The sequence below is a fragment of the Brevibacillus sp. FSL L8-0520 genome, from assembly GCF_037963895.1.
Lineage (GTDB): Bacteria > Bacillota > Bacilli > Brevibacillales > Brevibacillaceae > Brevibacillus > Brevibacillus borstelensis.
Window position 1 is genome coordinate 2619151 of record NZ_CP150171.1, and the last position, 22674, is coordinate 2641824.

The window sequence follows — 22674 nt, forward strand, 5'->3', positions numbered from 1 at the left end:
TTTCAGAAGGTCGATATCTTTTCATGGGGCAGGAAGCTGATCGGAGGAAGAACCGGTCAGCTTTTTCTATGTTGGACAGCATATTTCAAAAGTGAAAGAACGGAGAAGGTGTGGTAAAATGTAAAATGAGTGAAAAGTCGGAAAAGTAAAAATAATCGTCCGGAGGGGTCCTTGTGCTCGTTTGGAAAGATGTTTTACAAAAGGTTTCCGCACCAATTTCGAAAGACCGGACTTTGCAAGAGGCGATACTCGCCATGGAAGAACAAAAGGGAGAGCTGCTTTTCGTCAGCAGCGAAAACGATGAGATCATCGGGTATGTGGACAAGGATTCTCTGTTGAAACAACTGCAGAGCCAACAGTCGTTGCAAGGGAAAATTGCGTATCGGGCTGATATGGTGAAGGTGCCGGAAGAAGGGGCCATTTCGTTTTATCACAACATCTCTGTCGTACTCGGGGTTAATGAATCCGGAGCGATTACGGGCTATACGACAGCCAGGGATACAAAGAATCTGTTGAATGTATACAAGCTCCAGCAGGTAAACCGCATCTTTGACAGCTCCGGGATCGGAATTATCACGACCGATTCCGATTTTGAAATCACTTTCATGAATGAAACTGCGGAACAAATCCTCGGCCTTCCCAAACACGTCCTTCTCTATCGCAACTATAAAACGCTGATCACGGTCGAAAGAGATCTCGATGAAGTGCTGACCGGGAAACAAATGGTAATGGTCGAGTGCTCGATCAATTTTAAACGGACAAGCGGCAATATTTCCCCGTTGTATGAAAACGACAAGATTATCGGGATCGTTCACCTCTTCTCCAATCGGGAGAAGCTCGGGGATGCCGTCAACGAGCTCGAGTTTCTCCGCAATTTCAACGATGACTTGAAAGCTGTGTATTCATCGACGAACAAGCAGATTACCGTCGTCAATCGGGCAGGAACCATCATTCGCGTGGCGGGTACTTTTTTGCAAGGGTTTTGGCAGCAGGAGTCAGCAGAAAAACTGATCGGGAAAAACGTCTATGAGCTGGAAAAGGAAGGCGCCTTTTCTCCCAACATCACCGATTTGTGCCTTGCCCAAAAGAAGCGTTTGTCGCTGATCCAGGAGGCGAAAAACGGGAAAAAAGTCTGGTCGGTGGCGACGCCAGTCTTTCACGGAGACAAAATCGAGAAAATCGTGATTCTGTCGGAGGACATTACGAGCATTCACGAGCTGCGCGCCGAGCTGGAAATGGCCAAAAAGCAATCAGAGGAATACAAGCAGGAGCTGGACCAGCTATTGACACAGAAACATGACGGTCAGCGCAAGCTCATCTTTCGCTCGCAAGTCATGGAACGGTTGGTGGACGAGTGCAGGCATATCGCCAAAGTGGATTCGACCGTGCTGTTGTCCGGCGAGTCCGGTGTCGGCAAGGAGGTCTTTGCCAAAGCCATCCACGAGTACAGTCACAGACACAACGAGCCGTTCATTCGGGTAAATTGCGGCGCGATACCGGAAACCTTGATGGAAAGCGAGCTGTTTGGTTACGAAAAAGGAGCGTTTACCGGAGCGGATCAGCGGGGAAAGCCGGGACTGTTTGAGCTTGCTCACAAAGGAAGCATCTTTTTGGATGAAGTAACCGAGTTGCCTTACAACATGCAGGTAAAGCTCTTGCGTGTCCTGCAGGAAAGAGAGATGATGCGGGTCGGCGGCACCCGGACAATTTCCATCGATGTGAGAGTGATTGCGGCCACGAACCAAAATATTCACGAGCTGGTACGGAAAAATTTATTCCGCGAAGACTTGTACTACCGCTTGAACGTCATTCCCATCGATATTCCGCCCCTTCGCCAGCGTACTCTGGACATCATTCCGTTGTCCGTCCATTTTTTGCAGGTTTACAACCAAATGTACAAGCTGGACAAGGTATTGACCAAGGAAGCGCTGCATGTCCTGGAAGGATACCACTGGCCCGGGAATGTTCGGGAGCTGCAGAACATGATCGAGCGTCTGGTGGTGACGGCGAGGGAGGAGCATATCAGTGCCCGCGATGTGCTGTCCAACCTGTACGAAAGCAAGCCGCGCGATCAGGAGAAAAAACCGATCGTCCGTGAGATTATTCCTTTGAAAGAGGCGGTCGAGGAAGTAGAGACGCAGTTGATCAGTCTCGCCTTGCAAAAGTACGGGACCGCTGCCAAGGTCGCCCAGATTCTGGGCGTCAGCCCCGCGACCTTGAGCAGACGGATGCAAAAGCTGCTTTCCTGAAAGGAGGGGTGACGATGTTCACACTGCCCGAGACGAGATTCGACTTTGGCGGAGATGAATACATCTATGCGGAAATTTCCCGAGACATGAGCGAAGAGAGCAACTTCAAAGCACTGGCGATCACGAGCGAGCTGCGAAGAAGGCAAATCCCGGGCATTCTTGACATCTGCCCATCCAATTCTTCGTACCTGATCCGTTTTGATCCGGAAGTGATCCCGGCAGCGAATTTGCTCGATTATTTAAAGGAAATCGACATGACCAAAAGCAACCCTGCCGCTTTGAATCTCGAAGTCCGTATCGTCGAGATTCCAATCTGGTACGACGATCCGATCACGAGGGAGTACAGCAGACGCTTTCAAGAGCGCAACATCATCAATGAAAACATCAGCAACTTTGAGCTCGTGATGAAGCTGAACGGCTTCAAGGAAAAGGAAGCCTTTATCGAGGCGCATTCCCGCAGTCCATACTTAATCTCGATGATGGGCTTTATTCCGGGAACCGCATGGGAGTACCCGCTGGGCCTCAGGAAGGATCAGATCATCCAGACACCCAAATACGCAAGTCCGCGGACGGATACGCCCGGAAGAGCTGTCGGCCTCGGAGGAGCCTTTACGGTGATCTATCCGCTGTCCGCTCCGGGCAGCTACCAGCTGATCGGAATGGCCGCGGTGCCAGTCTTTGATCAGTCAGGCAAGCTTGAGGATTTGCGCGACTCGTTTTTCCTGGCCAGGCCCGGTGACATCTGGAAGCATCGCCCGGTTGAAGAGCGGGAGTACAAGCAGATTCTTTCGCAAGTAGAAGCCGGGACGTACCGTTACCGGATGAAATACGTCGATTTTTCCCCGGAGGAATACTTCGCGAAAAGAGAAGCGTACATCAAGCAAGTAATGGAGGACTTTTAATATGCTGCGGATCAGGGATGGCGGCTTGCAGACACTGGTTCAGGATATGGGCAGAAAGGAGTTTTATCATCTGGGGGTGCCGCCTTCGGGAGCCGCTGACAAATACTCCTATGTACTGGGCAATATTTTGCTGGGGAATCCGCATGATTACGCCGCCTTGGAAATTACGCTGCTCGGTCCGGTGATTGAATTTTGCAAAAGGACGGTAATCGCCATAACGGGAGCTCCATGCGAGGTGAGGCTCAATGAGCAGCCGGTGCCGATGTGGGAATCGCTGGTGATACAGGAAGGAGATATGCTCGCATTTCGGATGACCACGCAGGGAGTCAAAACCTATCTATGCGTATCCGGAGGCATTCAAGTGCCGGATGTCCTCGGCTGCAAGTCGACCTATGTGCTTAGTCAATTAGGCGGCTTTCACGGCAGAAAGCTGCAGGCGGGCGACGAGGTGCAGATCGGAGAGCCTTTGCCCGGCGTTTTTCACCAGGTTGGCCGGCGAATTCCCGACGAATACATCCCTGCATTTTCGAATGAGATGGACATCCGGGTGGTGGTGGGCTTATCCAGCTACCGCTTGAGTGATGAAGGGATAAAAACATTTCTCAACTCGGAGTGGCAGGTGGGGCTGGAGTCAAATAATATCGCCTACCGATATACAGGGGCCACCGTATCGTTCAAACCGTTCGATCCACCGTTTGGAGCGGGAAACAACTCATCCAATGTCGTCGATATCGTCTACCCTATTGGCGCGATCATGGTGCCAAACGAAAAAGAATTGATCCTGCTTTTGCGCGATGCGACAACAGGAGGGGGCTTTGTCACGATCGGAACGGCCATCAATGCTGATCTCGACTTGATCGCCCAATCCAGGCCGAATACGAAAACGCGTTTTTTGGCAGTCACCGTGGACCAGGCAATCGAAGCGAGGTTGTCCAAAAAGCGAAAAATTTTGGCCGTGCAAGAGCTGCTCCGTTAAAACCACGTTTTTGCCAGAGGACATTAGGACTGGCGGACGACATGAATAATCGGTATAATATGATTATTCCAACTATTATTCAGGTGCTTCTTGCCCTACGCATTTCGGCAGTCTTTCATGGCAACAGCCGTCTGCAAACCGTGATGGCGACAATGGCGTCAAAGTCTCGGGGAGAAGGACGGAAAATGGGCGGCCACGATCCATCTCATGTAAAGGGGGAGGAGAATTGCGTCAGCGCTACAAAATACTGGTCATCGACGATGAGCCGATCACCCGGATGGATATCCGGGAAATGCTGCAAGAAGTAGGCTATGACGTTGTAGCGGAAGGCAGAAATGGTAAAGAAGCGATCGAATTGACGCAAAAGTGGAAGCCCAATCTCATTATTATGGACGTAAAAATGCCGATCATGGACGGCCTGAAGGCGACGAAAATAATTCGGGACACCTCAAACTCGGCTGTTCTGCTTCTCACGGCCTACAGCCAAAGAGAAATGCTCGTCGAGGCAGAGAGGGCCGGCGTTTGCGGCTATCTGGTCAAGCCGGTTTCCGAAGAAGAGCTGCTGCCTGCTGTAGAGATGATGATTGATCGTCACAGACAGGCAGAGGCGTGAGCATTCACCTGCGAACCGTAAAGTTGATATTGGAAAAGCGACGGCGCTTTGAGTGGGGACAACCATGTTGTCCTGTATTCAAGGCGCTTTTTCTTTTTGTACTGCCCATGAATAAAGACCGCTTGCCAGTCAAGCGAGGGAGGAACGAGATATGAAGTTGTCTTGCGTAATCCGGAAGCAGCACTATCAATTTTCATCTGTCAAAGATGTTTTGGCCAAAGCAAGCGAGGAGAAGTCGGGTGACCAAATGAGCAGGATCGGCGCCCAGTCGGCCCTGGAGAGGATGGCAGCCAAAGTAGTGCTGAGCGAGATGCTGCTATCTGACATCTATGAAAATCCCGTTATTGCCTATGAAGACGATGAGGTCACACGCATTATTTACGACGATCTCAATTTGACCGTCTACAATGAAATCAAGCATTGGACAGTGGGTGAACTGCGCGATTACATTTTGTCTCGAAAAGCCCGCATGCCAGAGCTGACCAGGCTTAGCCGCGGACTTACCAGCGAGATGATAGCGGCGGTAGCCAAGCTGATGTCCAGCATTGATCTGGTCATGGCTTCTCAAAAGATGAGGTACCAGGCCTATTGCAACACATTGATTGGAGAGCCGGGGCGCCTTGCCTTCCGCTGTCAGCCCAATCATCCGATCGACGACCCGGAAGGCATCCTCGCCTCGATCAAAGAGGGGCTCTCCTACGGATCAGGCGATGCAGTCATCGGAATCAATCCGAATAACGATTCGGTTGAAAGCGTTACCAAGCTGCTCGTCATGTCGCATGAATTCATTCAACGCTGGCAAATCCCGACGCAAAACTGCGTACTGGCTCACATTACTACGCAGATGCAGGCTCTCCGGAACGGCGCTCCTATCTCGCTGATGTTTCAAAGCCTGGCCGGTTCGCAAAAGGCAAATGAGGCCTTCGGTGTCTCCAAAGAAATTTTGGACGAGGGCATGGAGCTGATGCTTCGCTACGGAACGGCGACCGGTCCCAATGTGATGTATTTTGAAACAGGGCAAGGGTCTGAGGTATCTTTGGATTCACACGAAGGAGTCGATATGCAGACATTGGAATCTCGAACCTATGGTTTTTGCAGGCACTGGAAGCCGTTTATGGTGAATAACGTTTCCGGCTTTATCGGTCCGGAGACGCTGTATGACGGCAGGCAGATGATCCGGGCGGATCTGGAGGACTTGTTTATGGGGAAAATGCACGGACTGCCGATGGGCATCGCTCCCACCTATACGAATCACATGTACGCAGACCAAAATGATCAGGAAATTGCCGGCATGCTGACTGCTTTGGCAGGGGCGAATTTTTACATGGGCGTGCCCGGGGGAGATGACGTCATGCTCAGCTACCAGGATACGAGCTATCACGATGACGCGAGCCTGCGGGAAATACTCGGGCTGAGGCCGTTGCGGGAATTTGAACAATGGCTGGAAAAGATGGGGATCATGGAGGACGGCAGGTTGACTGAGTATGCAGGAGATCTGACGATTTTTGATTAGAGTGGCGGGAGGCGAAGAAACATGAAGCAGGTTAATCTTGATGAGCTTGTCGATCGCGTGTTGGTTGAGCTGGCAAAGCAGAGTTCCTCGTCGGCAAAAAAAGAGCCACTTCAGGCGGGGGCTCATTCAAGTGATCCCATATACTTTCCGGAGGACAAAGAAATGGGGGTCGAGAAGCCGAAGGACCGGGAGTCGCTGGAAAGAGCGATGAGTCGGACACCTGCACGTATCGGGATCGGCCGCGCGGGAACGAGAATGAAAACGCGGAGCTACCTGCAATTTCGGATTGATCAGGCAGCAGCCCGAGACGCGGTGACGAAGGATATCGGCGAAGATCTTCTGCGTGAGCTGGGTCTGCCCATCTTGCAGACGAAATCTGCCGATATGCAGGAATACCTCATGAATCTGGAATCGGGGCGCAGACTATCCGATGAATCCGTGCGATGGCTGGAGCAGAACGGGGATAAAGGAAAGGATGTGCAAATCGTCGTATCCGATGGACTCAGCACATCGGCGATCGAAGCGAATATTCCCGATCTGCTTCCCGCCCTCCTGCAAGGTTTGGCTTTGCGCAACATTAGCACGGGAAAACCTGTATTTGTAAAACGGGGACGGGTCTGGGTACAGGATCAGATCGCCTCTATCGTCAAGTGCAAGGCGGTCATATCGCTGATCGGCGAGAGACCTGGACTTGCTACCGCGGAGAGCCTCAGCGCTTATATGATCTATCAGCCAAGTGCACAGACAGTGGAATCTGACCGGACGGTTATTTCCAATATCCATCGAGGGGGGACGCCGCCGATCGAGGCTGGGGCCTATCTGGCAGAGCTGCTCGATGATATTCTGCGTTATCAGGCAAGCGGCGTGACTCTTGCCAGGTTGAGATCAAGATAAGCTGGGGCGAGCCACTGGGGATGAGACAGATGAGAAGATGAACCAGATGAAATGACTGAGCGGGTGAAAAAGACGAAATAGATGAAATGACTGAACAGAAGAATTGACAGAACAGTTGAATTGACAGAACGAATGAACTAACTGGATGCGGAAGGGCGGTTGCAGAAGCAAACCGACCCGAAACCAAATGACAGAGGAAAATGAGGAAAGAAGCATGCCTCTGCTGCGGACAAGAGCGGAGATATGTTTCTTTTTTCATGGCCGCAATGATATAATGATAGGCGCCCTGATGTACGTGCCCTCTGTTTTCCACTTAGGAACAAAGGGCGTTTCGCTGCGTCCGGGCTGCGGGATACAGGGTTGAGCGACCGGTTTCCTCGCATTTCTTGAAAGAAGGGAAGATTCGTATGAAACGCTGCATGTTTCTCCTGTTTTCACTGTTCGTGGCGATCAGCCTGGCGGGATGTGGGGAGGGTAGCCAACCGGCGAAACAATCCGAGCAAGCATCCACACAACAACCACCTTCTCAAAGTACAGAAGCGAAGAGCGAAAAAGCAACAAGCTATCCCTTGACAATAAAGGATTCTACCGGTCAAGAGCTGACTTTTGCCAAGGCGCCGGAGCGGATCGTCTCTGCCTCGCCAGCTGAGACGGAAATCCTGTTTGCGCTTGGGCTCGGCGATAAGGTCGTCGCTGTTTCCGATTACGACGACTACCCCGAGGAGGCAAAATCGAAGCCGAAGGTGGGCGGGGTTCTCTCGCCTAATGAAGAAGCGATCCTCGCGCAAAGCCCGGATCTCGTCGTTGGCGGTATTTCCATGAAAGAGGATGTCGTCACAAAATTGCGGTCCCTGGACCTGCAGGTCATTACGCTGCGTCCGAAAGTGGTTCAGGATATCATGGAAAACATTTTGCTTTTGGGACAAATTACAGATCATCAAGTTCAAGCGGAAGAACTGGTTTCCCGGATGAAAGCCGATATCGGCAAGGTGACAGACGCTGTCAAAGATTTGAAGCCGGAAGAAAAGAAGAAGGTGTATTTGGAGTTTTCAGCAGGGTGGACAGTCGGGAAGGGCGAGTTCCTGGACGAGTTGATCACGATGGCAGGAGGCATCAACATCGCCTCCGACACCCAGGGCTGGAACCCGGTCAGCGAAGAAAAAATTGTGAAGGAAGATCCGGATGTGATCTTGTTTGCGCAAGGCTTCACAGATGAAAAGACAGGCGAAACGTTGGACCAAACCATTCGGAAAAGAAGCGGCTGGGACAAAATCAAAGCGATCCGGGACAACCAGGTGATCGGCTTGGACCATAATATTCTGTCCCGACCAGGTCCGCGCATCACACAGGGATTGTACGAAATGGCCAAAGCCATTTATCCGGAGCGGTTGAAATAAAATGAAAGCACGCTTCCTGTTGTTCGGAGGGGCAGGTGTACTGCTCCTCTTTCTGTCTGTCGGCATGAGTCTTTCGCTGGGCTCGGCAGAACTGCCGCTCACACAGGTCTGGGGCATTCTCCTGCATAAGCTGCCGGGAATTGGGACATTGATAACTGTCCAATGGCCGGAGTCTGCCGAGCAAATCGTCATGAAGGTTCGTTTTCCCCGCGTTCTGCTGGCTGTATTGGTGGGGGCTTGCCTTTCATTGGCCGGGGCGGGCTTTCAAGGGATATTGCGCAATCCGCTGGCTGATCCGTACACGCTCGGGGTCGCATCCGGCTCTGCGATCGGAGCGGCGACGCTTATTTTATTTGGATGGCAGTTCAGTTTGCTCGGTCAGTGGTCCGTTCCGCTCGCTGCCTTTACGACGGGTCTGATCAGCTTGTGGCTGGTAATCAGGCTGGCGCATTCACAAGGCAAAATACATATTGAAACGCTGATCTTGTCAGGTGTCGTTGCTCAGGCGTTTCTCGGGTCGATTGTCTCCTTTCTCGTCTCCCTGTCTGACCAGGTCGTCAATGAGATCGTCTTTTGGCTGATGGGAAGCCTGGCTTTCCGCGGGTGGTCTTTCTCGGTCGTATTGCTTCCCTGTCTGCTTCTCGGTCTTATCATTCTGATGGGGTATGGACGGACGTTAAATTTGTTCGCTCTCGGCGAGAGGCAAGCGGCGCATCTCGGTGTGCAAGTGGACCGTACGAAGCTGGTTGTACTCACAGTGTCGACCCTGCTGACAGCCGTAGCGGTATCCGTATCGGGAATTATCGGATTTGTCGGACTGGTTGTACCGCATCTGGTGAGACTGATGGCCGGACCTGATTACCGCCTGCTGCTGCCTATGTCAGCGCTCTACGGGGGAATCTACGTACTGTGGGCCGATACTCTGGCCCGTACGCTGCTCAGCCCGACAGAAATACCGTTGGGCGTCGTGACGGCTTTTCTGGGTACACCTTTCTTCGCTTATTTGCTGCGGAAAAAACAGCGTGCCGGAAAGGAGGGAGAAGCTTGATTCGCGTCGTGGATGTGTGGAAGTCATACAACGGCAAGTCCGTGCTGCAGGACATCGCCTTTGAAGTGAAGCCGGGCGAGTTTTTCGGGATTATCGGTCCAAACGGGAGCGGCAAGTCTACCCTTCTAAAGCTTCTGTCTGCCGTGGAGGCGGCTGATCGCGGACAAATCTGGCTGAGGGGAAAACAGGCCGAAGCGCATCAGCGCAAGGACTTGGCTGCGTGGCTGGCTGTCCTGCAGCAGGAGCCGTTGCCCTCTATCGGGTTCAGTGTGAGAGAGGTCGTGGAAATGGGCAGGTTTCCGTATCAAAGCTGGCTTGGGACGGAACGGGGAGACTCGGCTCCGCTGATTGATGGCATTTTGCAGACGCTGGGTCTGACGGAATTGCAGCATCGGACATTGGAAAAATTGAGCGGCGGGGAAAAACAGCGCGTCGGACTGGCCAAGGTGATGGCTCAAGAGCCAGAGCTGCTGCTGCTGGATGAGCCGACCACCTTCCTGGATATCGGCTATCAAATCCAGTTGATGGACACCGTTCACCGTTGGCAAAGGGCGGAGCAGGCAACAGTAGTTGCGGTACTGCATGATCTGAATCTGGCTTCTCTGTACTGTGACCGGATTCTCCTGCTGGACAAGGGACGGCAGATCGGGGTAGGAAAACCCGGCGAGCTGCTTCGCGAGGACTTGATTTATGAGGTTTACGGGATCAGACCTATCATTCTCGACCACCCGTTCCATCATTTGCCCCAGATGCTGCTCCGATCTGCAAAAGATTCATAAATCGAGCCGGCGTCTGCTTTTTTCAGACAAGGAGGCTGTACGATGATTTCATTGATAACCGGAGGCGTCAGAAGCGGAAAGAGCAGGTTTGCGGCGAGCTATGCAGCCCATCTGGGGCAGAGTGCGTTGTACGTAGCAACCGCCACGATTGGCGATGAAGAGATGCGGCAGAGGATTGAGCAGCATCGGGCGGAGAGAGCGCGCTCAGCATTTCCGTGGCTGACAGTGGAAGAGCCGTTCGATTTGTGCGGCCTTTTGGACAAATGGAAGGGCGAGCCTCCTATTATTAACCGGGAAACAGTGATACTCGTAGATTGTCTGACGCTTTGGCTGTCAAATTGGCTGCTTCGGTATGAGCACGAACGGCCGGTGGAGAACGTCACTCGCCTGATCGGAGAATTGACGGACACAGTAAAGACCTTCCCCGGTACGGTCTTGCTCGTGTCCAATGAGGTAGGGTACGGCGTCGTCCCGGACCATTTGCTGGGGAGACAGTTTCGAGATTTGGCGGGTATTCTTAATCAGCAGGTAGCCAGCATCAGTGACCAAGTATTTTTGGTCACAGCAGGAATCCCGATCGAGATAAAAAGCCGGGCGTATCGCTTCGATACGGGCTGTCAATAGCCACCATTTAGATGGAGCGGCATGTATTTTTTGAAGGCGAAAGGCCTACCTAAAAAAAACGGGTAGGCCTTTTTCCTGTACCTTATTTGAACACGTTCCAGGTAAGCGGAGGAAGCATTCTCATATCTCTCATCATCGAGGAACTGCAGATGGGGCAGGTCGGCTCTTTTTCAAAGGTTAGATTTTCCCTCATCCAGCAAGAGCAATCATCCTTGCTGCAGGTCCAAATGGCCGTTTCCTCTTCCACCACGGGCTCCTGATTTCTTTTTGAATACAACTGCAAACACCTCCAGCTTGTTTCCGTAGCAATGCAGCTTGAAACACTCATTTTCCGGTCGATTTCTAATCTTTCTTCGGTGGTGTTCTAGTACTCCCTATACTATATGACAATCTCTGTATTTTATTCAGGAAAAATAGTAAATACAGCGTGGTTCACTTCGGCGGAAAGCTTGCATAAACTGCAATAGTTATCGTACGGCGTAAATTCGGAGAACCACATGGATGGTTGAGAAATAAGGGAGGAATGAACGTGCCTGGAATAAAAGTCGCGATAGTCGGGGTCGGAAACTGTGCCTCCGCTCTGTTGCAGGGGATCACCTATTACAAGCACAGGAGCAACGGAGAAGATGAGGGGTTGATCCACCGCTCGATCGGCGGGTATCTCCCTGGAGATATAGAGGTTGTCGCAGCATTTGATGTCGATAGTCGCAAGGTGGGAAAACCTCTGCACGAAGCTGTTTTCGCTCCTCCCAACTGCACCAATGTGTTTGTGCGAGAAATCGACCAATCACCCGTTATGGTCAAAATGGGCCATCTCCTCGACGGCATGTCTCAGCACATGCACATGTACCCGGTGGAAAAACGGTTTCACTTGTCAAACGAGCCCGCGTGTGATGTTGTCGAGGAACTGAAATCCAGCGGTGCGGAGATGGTCATCAACTTTCTTCCGGTCGGGAGTTTGGAAGCCAGCAAATTCTATGCAGAGGCAGCGCTTGAGGCAGGTGCAGGTTTTATCAACTGTATACCAGTCTTTATCGGATCGGACCCTGTTTGGGTGGAGAAATTTGAAAAAGCCGGGCTTCCGATTATTGGCGATGATATCAAGTCCCAGGTAGGGGCCACCATTATCCATCGCGTCCTGACGAGGCTTTTTGCCGAACGAGGTGTCAAGATTGACCATACGTACCAAATCAATATCGGAGGCAACACCGACTTTTTAAATATGCTAAATCGCGATCGGGTGACAATGAAACGAGTGTCAAAAACCGAAGCGGTCCAATCCCAATTGGAAACGCCTCTCCATGAGGAAGATATCTATATCGGTCCCAGCGACTATATAAGCTGGCTTCAGGATAATAAAGTCTGTTATGTCCGGATGGAAGGAACCCAGTTCGGGGGAAACAAAATCAGTGTGGAATTGAAACTTTCGGTCGAAGATTCGCCAAACAGCGCAGGGGTTGTGATCGATCTGATCCGCTGCTGCAAACTGGCGTTAGACCGCGGGATAGCGGGGGCATTGACCTCTGTCGCCGCCTATACGATGAAACATCCGCTCGTGCAGTATACAGACGAAGCAGCCCGCAGCCTTTTGGAAGCTTTCATCGAGGGGAAAGAAGACCGTTAGTGAAAATGCCTCTCCAGCCAATTACCGGAGGGGCATTTTGATTGATGCAGACAAAGGACAGTCGCCGTTTCCAATCCGGAGCAGGCTTAATATGATGAAAAAGATAACAGGGAATCACGCAAGACTTTTGCCTACAGTCAGGTGTGCCATTACGTGCCAACTATAGGTGTCACGATTCTGGACGGGCAGTTGGCATTTATACAAGAGCGCTGGCAAGTGAAAACAGGAAGGCAAAGCGGTGTTTTCGGGGAAGGAGGAGGAGATCCGTGAAAGGCATGATACTCGCTGGAGGAAAAGGAACCCGGCTGTACCCGCTAACGAATGTTGTCAATAAACATTTACTGCCGGTCGGAACATTCCCTATGATCTTCCATCCCATCTACAAATTAAGGCAAGCGGGTATCACCGACATCTTGATCATTACGGGAAAAGAAGATTTGGGCTATTTTTCGCGGCTTCTCGGGAGCGGCAACGAGTTTCAGGTCCGTTTCACCTACCGTGTTCAAGACCGGCCGGGTGGCATAGCGGAAGCAGTCAGCCTGGGAAAAGAATTCGTGGGCGATTCCCCCTTTGTCGTCCATCTCGGTGACAACCTGTTTCAAGCCGAGTTGGCCCCTTTTATCCGGCAATTTGCCAAGGGGCGGGAAAAAGCGCACCTCCTGTTGGCGGAAGTAGCTGATCCCCAACATTTTGGCGTTGCAGAATTCGAGGGACAGCGTTTAATAGCGATCGAAGAAAAGCCGGTCAACCCGAAATCTCCATTTGCGGTAACCGGCATTTACATGTACCGACCAGACGTATTTGACATCATCGAGAAAATCCATCCCTCCTCGAAAGGAGAGCTGGAAATAACAGATGTGAATAACCTCTTTATTTCCGCGGGAGAAGCCACCTATCATATCTTGCCCGGCTGGTGGGAGGACGCAGGGACGCTGCAGTCCTATCACCGTGTGAATCAACGGCTCCAATCCGTGAACCTTTTTTCCAGCTCCAGCACCAGGCCCTTTAATGAATAGTGGACAAATGCTCTTTCTCTCGCATACGTGCTCATTCTCTGCCACTCGATGGGATCGCTCAAGAGCGTAGTCACCGTATCCGCGAATGTCTGATAGAAGCATGAATCATAATCAGGCAATGTATAAATCAATTTCCCGGTCTTGCCGTCTTGGACTGTAGTGGAAAGGGCGCCCTGATTGGTCGCGATGGTCGGTGTTCCTGCTGCCTGGCACTCCATGGAAGCCAAGCAAAACATCTCATAGGGACCGTCGCAGGGGTATATATGAATCATGCTTGTTTTTTGCTCATGGACCAATTGCTGCTGCGAGACTTTTCCCAAATAGGTAACGCCCTCCATTCCCTTAAACAATTCGCGATACGGTTCTGTTTCAGGCTTGAATCCCCATAAGCTGTAATCCATGGTGATGACGAGCGATACATCAGGTATCTTTTTTTTGATCAGGGAAAAAATCTGCGGAACATGCCTCAATCCGCGGTCAGGAGCTGAACAGAATATGAGTTTGTTTTTTGTTTTCGGGAGGCAATCCCAGTAGTCTTCTGTCTGTATCCCGAGGCGGGCCTCGTATATCTTGCTTTTGTCGATGTGAAAAATATTGCTCATCATTTTCGTATGGAATGGACTGATGGTGATGACTTTGTCAATAAAGGGAAGGTCTTTTTCGACCGTATTGTCACCGGGATCGATGCACCAGTGAAGCTTGCATGCCGCATTTACTCCGCTACTGGGCAATGCGCATCTGTAACTGACAAACACATCCCAGAATTGGTCGCTCCTATACGTTTGATAGTTGCGGTAGGTGACGCCGTTGTATCGGCCCTCTTTGGTTGTGCTGTTGAAAACAGTCACCTCGTGGCGCTTTGCCAGTTCTCTAGTCATTCTGATAAGCGTCGATTGAGATCCACCGACCCCTTTATTTTCAAGATCATTGTCGTTCCAATCAAATGACGAATCGTAATAAAACGCAATTTGCATAGACATCACGATCCTCTTACTCATTGTTTTGCCGCTTCTAACAGCATATGAAAGGAGCTAGTACGCTTTTCCAACAGTTTCTGACGATTGTAGGGGCGAAGAAGTCCCGTTCGTCATAAATTGCGGGTGTGTGGAATATTTCAATACCAATGCTGCAACCTGCATGAGTTCTGTCCCTTCATGGGGGACCGTACATCAAAGGGGATCATGCCAGCCCAGAACACCGCCAGCATGGCCCAAATAATTTGACTGAGGATCAGGGAGGAACACGATGCCAAAAGCTCTAATCACCGGAATCACCGGATTTGCCGGAAGCCACCTCGCAGAATGGTTGTTAGCGAACAAAAAGGATATGGAAGTATACGGTACCTATCGACTCAGGAGCAGAATGGATCACATCAAGCATATCCAGGATGACATCCATATGGTCGAATGTGAGTTGAAAGACCCGCGTTCCGTTGATGAGATGATCAAAGCGGTTAAACCCGATTACATTTTTCATCTGGCCGCTCAAAGTTTTGTACCGACGTCATGGAATGCACCGGCGGAAACGTTAATCGTCAATCAAATTGGTCAAGTGAACCTTTTTGAGGCTATACTAAAGCATCAACTGGATTGCACCGTTCAAATCGCTTGTTCCAGTGAAGAGTACGGGCAAGTATATGCGCATGAAGTCCCGATTAAGGAGGATAACCCGCTCCGTCCGCTAAGCCCTTATGCCGTAAGCAAAGTAGGGCAGGATTATTTGGGCTATCAGTATTACCAGAGCTACGGTCTCAAAACGATACGTACCCGAACCTTCAATCATACAGGCCCGCGTCGAGGCGAAGCGTTTGTGACTTCCAACTTTGCCAAGCAAATTGCAGAGATCGAGAAGGGGATCAAACCTCCTGTTCTGTACGTTGGCAATCTTCAGGCGAAAAGGGACTTCACGGATGTCAGAGATGTCGTCAGAGCCTACTGGCTGGCCGTGGAAAAAGGTGTCCCGGGCGAGGTGTACAACATCGCGTCGGGAGTTACCTACACGATTGAGGAAATGTTGAATAAGCTTCTTTCACTGAGCCAGGCAGCCATTACCATTACGCCAGACCCAAGCAGAATGAGGCCATCTGACGTTGAAATCCTGCTTGGGAATTACGACAAGTTTCATCAACAAACGGGATGGAAACCGGAAATTCCTTTTGAGCAAACCTTGAAAGATCTGCTCGATTACTGGCGTGCCCGCGTATGACCGCGAAATGCTGATCGAAAAATTGGATGGGAAAACGGAAGTAGGGGGGGAGAATTTCCCTCTCTTTTTTTGTTGATAGGCGGATGAGAAGCGACAGGGACATCAGGAGCGACAGGGCTTGTGCCCTCAAAAGGAACAATCGCCCCGCAAAAACTTACCTGGTTCGTTTCCGCCTGCTGATCAAAGCCGAGAGCATCGGGATGCAAAAAAACCGCCTCTGAAAAGGCGGTTCCGCACAACAAGCATCGTCAGTTTCACTTTGGTTCTCCCGCCTATTTGCAATAAAGCGGCGATGGTTGATGCATCCAAACGGGTTTACTGTTCGGCGGGGACCGGGGTCCTTCTGCTTATACAAGCTACCTGCTTGGGGCCTTGCTATATTCAGGAGGAGGCTTCAATCGCTTTGTTCAGTTGTTCGATATACTGTTCGACAGAATGGCACCTCGATACGTACTCTTTGGCTTTCCGTGACATCCCTTGGCGGAGGTCTGGGTCTTGATAGAGCTTCAGCATTGCGGCAAACAGTGGCTGGTCGTCAGGCAGGGGCGACGGTACCTTGAGGACCACCTCGTCGGAAATCTCGCGAAAGGATCCGATATCGGAGACGATCGACGGAATCCCCAGGCTTAGCGTATCCAGCAATGTAGCGGAGGACTCGCCGCAAGTAGGATAGCGCAAATTGATGACGGCATCTGCTTGGGATAACTGCTGATAGTACTCCTCATTTGGCAAGTAACCGAGGAAGGTCACGTGAGATTGCAGTTTGAGCGATGTGACCAGACTTTTCAAGGTATTGGCGTAATCGGAGTCAAAGCTTCCGACAATTCGGTATTCTACGTTGTCATGCCCTTTGCTCACAAGCATTTTGATGCAGCGGATAGCTGACTCCAGACGCTTGTGCGGGCCGGAAAAGCCGAAACTGGCAAAAACGAACCGGTTGTTGCGATTCTTTGGCGATTGGAAAGGCATACTGGCGGGGAGACGGGCCATAATTACGGATTCGACCCCGTCATTGACCAGAGCGTCGTAACAATAGCGATTATGGACCACGACCGACTTTGCTCCGTTTATATAAAACTTATTGATGATATGATCAAATTGACTTCCCATGTTTCCGCTCAGGACAGCACGGAGCAGGGAATCGTCACCGTCTTTTGCTTCTTCTTTGATCATGGTGAGGTAAGTGTCCAGATCATTTTTATCAAGCGCCCACCACTGGCCGAGCCCGTGCAAATTCAGGTCGTGAAGCACGACCACCCCATGGTATTTCCTCAGATACGGGATGATATACGCATGGTAAAAACTGTTTCCCATCTGATACAAAATCGCATCGTATTCATCCGCTTTTTCCGGGAACATGCGATGATGATAAACATTTGCTGTACGTGCAGTATCTGAAAGCTCGGGTGTGTAGCCATCGTCGATATACAGATCGCAATCGTAGTTTTTCAGCAGGGATGGAAGGATACTTGCCATATAATTGGCGATTCCGGAGTGAATCGGTGGGAGAGGTGAAAAGATTGCGATTTTTTTACGGACAACGAGCTGGTACCCATCCATTACTTTGCGTGCAACTTCGCTCCATTGGAATTGCTCTGCTCGAACAAAGCCTTTTTTGCGGTATTCGATTTGCAGGTCCGGGCTTGTTAGCATCTTGTAGATTCCGGACGCGATTTCGTCTGTGCTGTGCGGATTGATTAGATAAGCAGCATCGCCCGCAATCTCGGCCAGCGATGAATTGTTGGAAGTGACCACAGGCACGCCGCAAGCCATCGCCTCCAGTACAGGCAAGCCGAAGCCTTCGTACAAAGAGGGAAAGGCAAACAGAGCGGCCCCATTGTAAAGCTTGACTAAATCACTGTCGGGCACATAACCGGTGATAATCAAGTCGTCGGCCGTGCCGGCATTCTGCGCGACCTTCTTCAAATGTTCGACGTCAGTAGGAGAAACATCGCAGCACAGCACGAGTTGATAGGAAAAGTGTAACGCTTGGTTTGCCTTGGCAAAGCCCTCTATCAACTTGTCTGTATTTTTTCGAAAATCCATGCCGCTTGTACACATGACATACGGCTTTCTGATGCCGTAACGGGAGTTGACCTCCATTTGGTTACAGTTAGGAATACATGTAAACTGTTCGTTCATGCCTCCCATGACTACATGGATTTTTTCAGGATCCATGCCTGCAAGCTTGACAGCATCCTGCTTGGTAGCCTCCGATATCGCAAAAATGATATCGCAGGATTTTACGAATTCCAATACATTTCGATAAAATTCGCGGTATTGCGGATTCGATAAATAGATATGCTGGTAAATCCAAGGGATCATGTCGTAGAGAGTAGCGGCAACCCTCGTTTTTCCATACCATTCTCTGTTCATCATGGCAAAATTGGTCCATTCAAACGGACTCAAAATATGGAACAGATCGATTTTATTTTGCCTGATAAAAAGCTGCAGTTGCTCCCTTAGCTGTTCGTGACTGACGCTCAGGTCCGGATAAAAATAAAAAAAAGAATGGTCTCCACTTTGAAGGGCGATATGCTCCAGCAAGCTTTTGGAATATCGACCGATTCCTCTTACATTGCTCACATTTTGTGAAAATGTCATATCGAACGCAATGTTCACCTTTGATCACTCTCTTCTGTAGAATGCAGGTTTCGTTTTTATTGATGAAACAACTCTTTTATGACTTTGCCGATGGAGGCGGGGGAGTAATGGAGATGCATATCCAAGGCGGCTTTTGTGGCAAGCTGCCTGCATCTGTCTTTGTTGACATAAGCTTCTCGCATCACCTTTCGCACTTTCCCCACGTCGACGTCCGCCCATTGATGATTCAAGTAGTATTCGGGCCTTGCGTCTTGGAGCTTTTGGTTAACGGGCACCAGCTTCTTCTCCGTTTCGATCAGAAAGCTGTTTGCATCATTCATAAACTGTGTGGATCCGCCCCAATTTAGGGCAATCGCCGGTTTGCCAAGTGCCATCGCCTCCATGATGGGCATGCCCCATCCGCAAGCGCGATCCATTGAGATGTAAACGTCACAGCTTTGGTACAAGTCGATGAGTTGGTCCGCACTAACCGCTTCGATCAGGAGGACAATCTGGTTTTTATTGCGCTTCTTAGGAATATAAGACGAGATTTCCTTGCGGACAAACTCGGGTGACTGCCCGCTGTGAATGTATACTTTCAAGATCAAGGAGACGTTTTCTTTGGACGAAAATTCTTTGCAGAAAGCCTCGATCAAAAGATCGTATCCCTTTCGAAAGTCGAACCCGAATACATATAAAAAGGTAAACGATCCAACCGAGGGTGCCGGAGCAAACTTGGTGTAGGGGCGTCCCGGAAAGTACTTGGTTACTTCGATGGGGTAAGGTACCACCCTCAACTTTGAAGGGACTACGCCACTACGGGTAAACGTGTTGAAATTAAACCGCGACGGAACCCAGACTTCATCCATCAGATTGATCGAGGATGCCCAGCCTTCGGGTAGACGATCGGTTTCAAAAAGTGTGATGCCGATGTTTTTGACAACGTGGGGGACTTGGTAAGAAAGTCGAAAAATGTCGGGTAACCCGTGTCGGATCAACACGACCCTGTTGCCGATCTGGTCAGTGGACAAGTTTTCCAACCAGCGCATGGTCGTTTCGCCGATTTCCGCGTGCTTGGGACCATAAGCGTCAATATAAACGGGAATCCCTATCGTCTCTAGCGCCCGCAAATAATTTCGCGATACATTTCCATATCCCCCCATGTCATAAACAGGGCCGATCCAGTACACCCCTGTATACTTCATGTACAACTACATCCCCTTTGTCAGTCGCTAGCAATTGCGTTATTAACAAGTATATAAAGGACGGACAGGGAGTGTGTTGGGTACGTGTATCAAAATGGCAAAAATTAAGGCTTGCAATCAGGCTCGCTATCCGTGATGGTTGCGTAAAACCTTGATTTCAGACCGTGCATATATTACAGCGATGCTTCCTAGAGTCTTAATGTTTGGAAGGGGGGACGCCTAATGGGGATTATCGGACATGACACCCTGCCTTTTTTCATTTACCAGAACAAGCAGCTTACGTACAATCCAATCCACTTTCAGAACTTTTCCGAAAGAGCGGTTGAAGTCCCAATCGCTATTGATTTTCTTAAACGGATAGGAAAGGAGAAGCGAATTCTCGAGGTAGGCAACGTCTTGTCGAATTATGCTCCACTGCTCTCCCAACATCCAGAGATCGGCGAGATTGACGTTCTAGACAAATTTGAAAAGGGACCTGGAATCATGAACGTCGATTTGATGGATTTTAACGAAAAATACGACGCGATCGTATCGATCTCTACAGTAGAGCATATCGGGCAAAATGCGTATGGAGAACACAGCTCTGGTGACCGGGAAGCACCGCTGAAAGCGATCTTGAAAATTTATAACTTGCTTCATCCGGGGGGAAAAGCGTTGATTACCGTTCCCTTTGGTAAGCTGATGGACATGGGGTGGTTGATACAATTCAGCAGTGAATACGTGGCTCTTCTCGTTGACAAATACGGCATCCCGCGGGAAGCGTTATCGATGAGTTTTTTAAAAAAACTGGATGCTGATACATCCGTAACAATTTGCCAGCAAGTCTGGATTCAATGTGAGGAGCGGGAGCTGGAAAACACGTATTTTCAAAGTCCGTTCCCGTTTGCGAACGGAATTGCCGTGATCGAACTGGACAAAGTGGCAGAAACGAGAGCTGTCATTCAAGGTCGGCCAGAGCCGTTGCACTACCGTTCGCCGGCTAATATCCCAAACTACTATTACACTCCTTTTTACAAATTGTTTCCATACGATCTGAACGGGTGGTTCGTAGTGGATCAACCTGGCCTCGCTTTCTACGGGCCATTTATAAACTTGCCACGTCAGGTATATCGATTTGAAGTATGTATTGAAATGAAAGGAGAAGGGGAATTCACGCTGTATATTATGTCAGACTCGGGCAAGAAAGTACTGTGGGAGAGGAGGCTGTCCAAATCCTCCGTGATTAGGGATCTGATTTATTTGAACCATGAGGAAAAAAATGTGGAAGTCCGCTTGCATAAACACGATCCCACAAGTTGTACGATTCGCATTCCCAACATGTTCCTGTCACAACTATAATTGAGGGGTGTTTTATTTGGAGCGATCTCATATTTATCTGGGAGACCATACGGTAGTAACGAGGTTGAAGAATGGACCATACATGTTTTTGGATAGCCGCGATCCGGTGAACGTCGTCATCATGCTAGTGGGCTACTGGGAAGAATGGTTGACCAATGCTTTTATGTGGTGATCAAACCAGGTATGACAGTGGTTGATATCGGAGCCCATCACGGCTACTACTCGCTGTTGGCAGGGATGCTTGTCGGCCCGACCGGGAGTGTGTATTCCTTTGAGCCGAATCCGTTTCACCATAAGAATTTTTTGAAAAGCGTTTCGATCAACGGCATGTATGGCCGTGTAAAATTAAATAAAGTGATGTTATCCGATAGCAGAGGACAAACCGAGATCTGTACGTCCGGCGAGGGAGGAACAAGCATCGAATTCCAAGGCCTTGGAGAAATGACTGGAAATACATGCATGACTGTAGAGAAAGGCATTTTGACTGATTACTTGCCCAATCTGAAGGCAGATGTCATTAAAATTGATATTGACGGTTCAGAACCGCTTATTATGGACAGTTTATGTGAAGTCATTGACCACAATCCCGGGATCCTCATCTTTATGGAGTATTGCCCGAAAATATGGCCTGTGAGCTATGAGCCCATGTCAGTTCTGAGACGGTTCACGGATCGCGGCTTCCGTTTCCATATTCTGCATGATGACGGTAGAATCGTTGAGACGAACATAGCAGAGCTTGCCGCCCATAGTGCGGTTGAGCACCTAGATTTATTACTATTCAGGTGAGCCTGAGAAAGCCACAGAAAGCAGAAACACCGTGCGGTATTCTATCGCACGGTGTTTCTCAAATTTACTCCGCCTTTTTAATGATCAGCCCGATAGAGGTGGAGACGTATTGTCCCAATAGCAGTCTGAGATGCAAGTCATTTGAGTAGGGAGGCACATCGACATACGATTCGATCTCTCCGGTACCTACTGAATAATCGATCTCGATGGAATGTCCCTGTGCCCGCAGTGCCTCCACCATCCATTCGATGTCCTGCAAGCGAAAAATAACAGTGATGCCGCTTTCGATAGTATCGTCGTTCGAGGAGAGATTGAATTCTGTCGTATGAACCGCGACACCGCCCGGCTTCAAGCAATTCATTTGGTTCAGAATAAATTGCTTGCCCAGTTCAATCGAACCGACATGCTCGAACGAGCAGGAAGACCAGGTGAAATCGTACTGGTTGTAATACTCGGGCCCGATTTCGTTCATGTTCAGCGTTTTGAATGTCACCAGATTCTGAAACTGAACCGGATCGCATATCCCTCGTTCGTTTATTTTTTCCATACTGCTGAAATGCTGGTCAGTCTGGACCCATCCCTGGGTGAGAGCACTGTCATAGTCAAGGTCAGTTGCCACGATTTCGCAACCGTGCGAGGCAAATAACGGAATCAATGGTTCTGTTCCGACGCCAAATCCGAGCCCTTTTTTACCGGGAGCCAATATTCCCCGCTCGAGCAAGGCTTGATAAATGTAGCAAAACTCCCACAGCTTTCTGTGATAGCGAAACGGTTCCTTCAGCCTTTCACAGGCTTGACGGAACCAGGGAGTATCAAAGTCTTGCTGTTTGCACATTTGAGACTTCAGCACGATGCAAATCGCCCCTTTACTGGTGATTGGTGATGGAAAAACTACTCGTTTACTATATGCCGACAGGCAGGA

21 protein-coding genes are annotated in these 22674 nt (G+C 50.0%); 16 read left to right on the forward strand and 5 right to left on the reverse strand.

The window, feature by feature from the left end; genetic code table 11:
* Positions 1–254 precede the first annotated feature (254 nt).
* From NSQ24_RS13080 to cobU, 10 genes are all read left to right on the forward strand, one after another.
* The gene (locus NSQ24_RS13080; RefSeq protein ID WP_081924465.1) at positions 255–2249 is read left to right on the forward strand and encodes a sigma 54-interacting transcriptional regulator; all 1995 of its coding nucleotides are present in this window, start codon (positions 255–257) and stop codon (positions 2247–2249) included.
* Positions 2250–2263: 14 nt separating this feature from the next.
* Positions 2264–3151 carry a carboxyltransferase domain-containing protein gene (locus NSQ24_RS13085; RefSeq protein WP_339167974.1) on the forward strand — a complete coding sequence of 296 codons (888 nt, stop codon included), beginning with the start codon at positions 2264–2266 and terminating at the stop codon, positions 3149–3151.
* A gap of 1 nt (position 3152) precedes the next feature.
* Entirely contained in the window at positions 3153–4127 is a 975-nt protein-coding gene (locus NSQ24_RS13090) for a biotin-dependent carboxyltransferase family protein (protein ID WP_024984776.1), read from the forward strand.
* Between the two features lie 226 nt (positions 4128–4353).
* Entirely contained in the window at positions 4354–4740 is a 387-nt protein-coding gene (locus NSQ24_RS13095; protein ID WP_024984775.1) for a response regulator, read from the forward strand.
* 151 nt (positions 4741–4891) lie between these two features.
* Positions 4892–6253 carry an ethanolamine ammonia-lyase subunit EutB gene (locus NSQ24_RS13100; RefSeq protein WP_122958590.1) on the forward strand — a complete coding sequence of 454 codons (1362 nt, stop codon included), beginning with the start codon at positions 4892–4894 and terminating at the stop codon, positions 6251–6253.
* A 21-nt stretch (positions 6254–6274) separates the two neighbouring features.
* Positions 6275–7147 carry an ethanolamine ammonia-lyase subunit EutC gene (eutC, locus tag NSQ24_RS13105; protein ID WP_003386888.1) on the forward strand — a complete coding sequence of 291 codons (873 nt, stop codon included), beginning with the start codon at positions 6275–6277 and terminating at the stop codon, positions 7145–7147.
* A gap of 407 nt (positions 7148–7554) precedes the next feature.
* Positions 7555–8544, forward strand: a complete 990-nt coding sequence (locus NSQ24_RS13110; protein ID WP_003386887.1) for an ABC transporter substrate-binding protein — start codon at positions 7555–7557, stop codon at positions 8542–8544.
* A gap of 1 nt (position 8545) precedes the next feature.
* Positions 8546–9592: an iron ABC transporter permease gene (locus NSQ24_RS13115; protein ID WP_122958592.1), complete on the forward strand. Its 1047-nt coding sequence runs from the start codon at positions 8546–8548 to the stop codon at positions 9590–9592.
* Positions 9589–10371 carry an ABC transporter ATP-binding protein gene (locus NSQ24_RS13120; protein WP_003386885.1) on the forward strand — a complete coding sequence of 261 codons (783 nt, stop codon included), beginning with the start codon at positions 9589–9591 and terminating at the stop codon, positions 10369–10371. Before NSQ24_RS13115 ends, NSQ24_RS13120 begins: the two co-directional genes overlap by 4 nt.
* 42 nt (positions 10372–10413) lie before the next feature.
* Entirely contained in the window at positions 10414–10995 is a 582-nt protein-coding gene (cobU, locus tag NSQ24_RS13125) for a bifunctional adenosylcobinamide kinase/adenosylcobinamide-phosphate guanylyltransferase (RefSeq protein WP_003386884.1), read from the forward strand.
* 82 nt (positions 10996–11077) lie between these two features.
* On the opposite strand, the gene NSQ24_RS13130 is transcribed toward cobU, so the two are convergent.
* Positions 11078–11323, reverse strand: a complete 246-nt coding sequence (locus NSQ24_RS13130; protein WP_051567420.1) for a cold-shock protein — start codon at positions 11321–11323, stop codon at positions 11078–11080.
* A 195-nt stretch (positions 11324–11518) separates the two neighbouring features.
* Here NSQ24_RS13130 and NSQ24_RS13135 point away from each other — a divergent pair, with 195 nt between their 5' ends.
* Positions 11519–12619, forward strand: a complete 1101-nt coding sequence (locus NSQ24_RS13135; RefSeq protein ID WP_122958594.1) for an inositol-3-phosphate synthase — start codon at positions 11519–11521, stop codon at positions 12617–12619.
* A 266-nt stretch (positions 12620–12885) separates the two neighbouring features.
* Positions 12886–13635 carry a sugar phosphate nucleotidyltransferase gene (locus NSQ24_RS13140; RefSeq protein ID WP_171506672.1) on the forward strand — a complete coding sequence of 250 codons (750 nt, stop codon included), beginning with the start codon at positions 12886–12888 and terminating at the stop codon, positions 13633–13635.
* On the opposite strand, the gene NSQ24_RS13145 is transcribed toward NSQ24_RS13140, so the two are convergent.
* On the reverse strand, positions 13575–14615 hold the full coding sequence (locus tag NSQ24_RS13145) for a glycosyltransferase (RefSeq protein ID WP_024984772.1): 1041 nt from the start codon (positions 14613–14615) through the stop codon (positions 13575–13577). The genes NSQ24_RS13140 and NSQ24_RS13145 overlap by 61 nt on opposite strands.
* A 265-nt stretch (positions 14616–14880) precedes the next feature.
* Here NSQ24_RS13145 and NSQ24_RS13150 point away from each other — a divergent pair, with 265 nt between their 5' ends.
* Positions 14881–15840: a GDP-mannose 4,6-dehydratase gene (locus tag NSQ24_RS13150; RefSeq protein ID WP_003386877.1), complete on the forward strand. Its 960-nt coding sequence runs from the start codon at positions 14881–14883 to the stop codon at positions 15838–15840.
* Between the two features lie 381 nt (positions 15841–16221).
* Here NSQ24_RS13150 and NSQ24_RS13155 read toward each other — a convergent pair whose 3' ends face one another.
* Together NSQ24_RS13155 and NSQ24_RS13160 are read right to left on the reverse strand one after the other, a co-directional pair.
* Positions 16222–18462, reverse strand: a complete 2241-nt coding sequence (locus NSQ24_RS13155) for a glycosyltransferase (protein WP_031933319.1) — start codon at positions 18460–18462, stop codon at positions 16222–16224.
* A gap of 38 nt (positions 18463–18500) precedes the next feature.
* Positions 18501–19628: a glycosyltransferase gene (locus NSQ24_RS13160; RefSeq protein ID WP_339167979.1), complete on the reverse strand. Its 1128-nt coding sequence runs from the start codon at positions 19626–19628 to the stop codon at positions 18501–18503.
* 222 nt (positions 19629–19850) lie between these two features.
* On the opposite strand from NSQ24_RS13160, the gene NSQ24_RS13165 reads away from it, so the two are divergent.
* Genes NSQ24_RS13165 through NSQ24_RS13175 form a run of 3 tightly spaced genes read left to right on the forward strand, consistent with a single transcriptional unit; the run spans position 19851 to position 21752 of the window.
* Positions 19851–20966 (forward strand): hypothetical protein, encoded by a 1116-nt coding sequence (locus NSQ24_RS13165; protein WP_243014000.1) that lies wholly within the window; start codon positions 19851–19853, stop codon positions 20964–20966.
* 16 nt (positions 20967–20982) lie between these two features.
* Positions 20983–21138, forward strand: a complete 156-nt coding sequence (locus tag NSQ24_RS13170; protein WP_227277727.1) for a hypothetical protein — start codon at positions 20983–20985, stop codon at positions 21136–21138.
* An 11-nt stretch (positions 21139–21149) separates the two neighbouring features.
* Positions 21150–21752: an FkbM family methyltransferase gene (locus NSQ24_RS13175; RefSeq protein WP_228006726.1), complete on the forward strand. Its 603-nt coding sequence runs from the start codon at positions 21150–21152 to the stop codon at positions 21750–21752.
* A gap of 64 nt (positions 21753–21816) precedes the next feature.
* Here the strand turns inward: NSQ24_RS13175 and NSQ24_RS13180 are convergent, their stop codons facing one another.
* The gene (locus tag NSQ24_RS13180; protein WP_003386872.1) at positions 21817–22602 is read right to left on the reverse strand and encodes a hypothetical protein; all 786 of its coding nucleotides are present in this window, start codon (positions 22600–22602) and stop codon (positions 21817–21819) included.
* Positions 22603–22674: the final 72 nt, after the last annotated feature.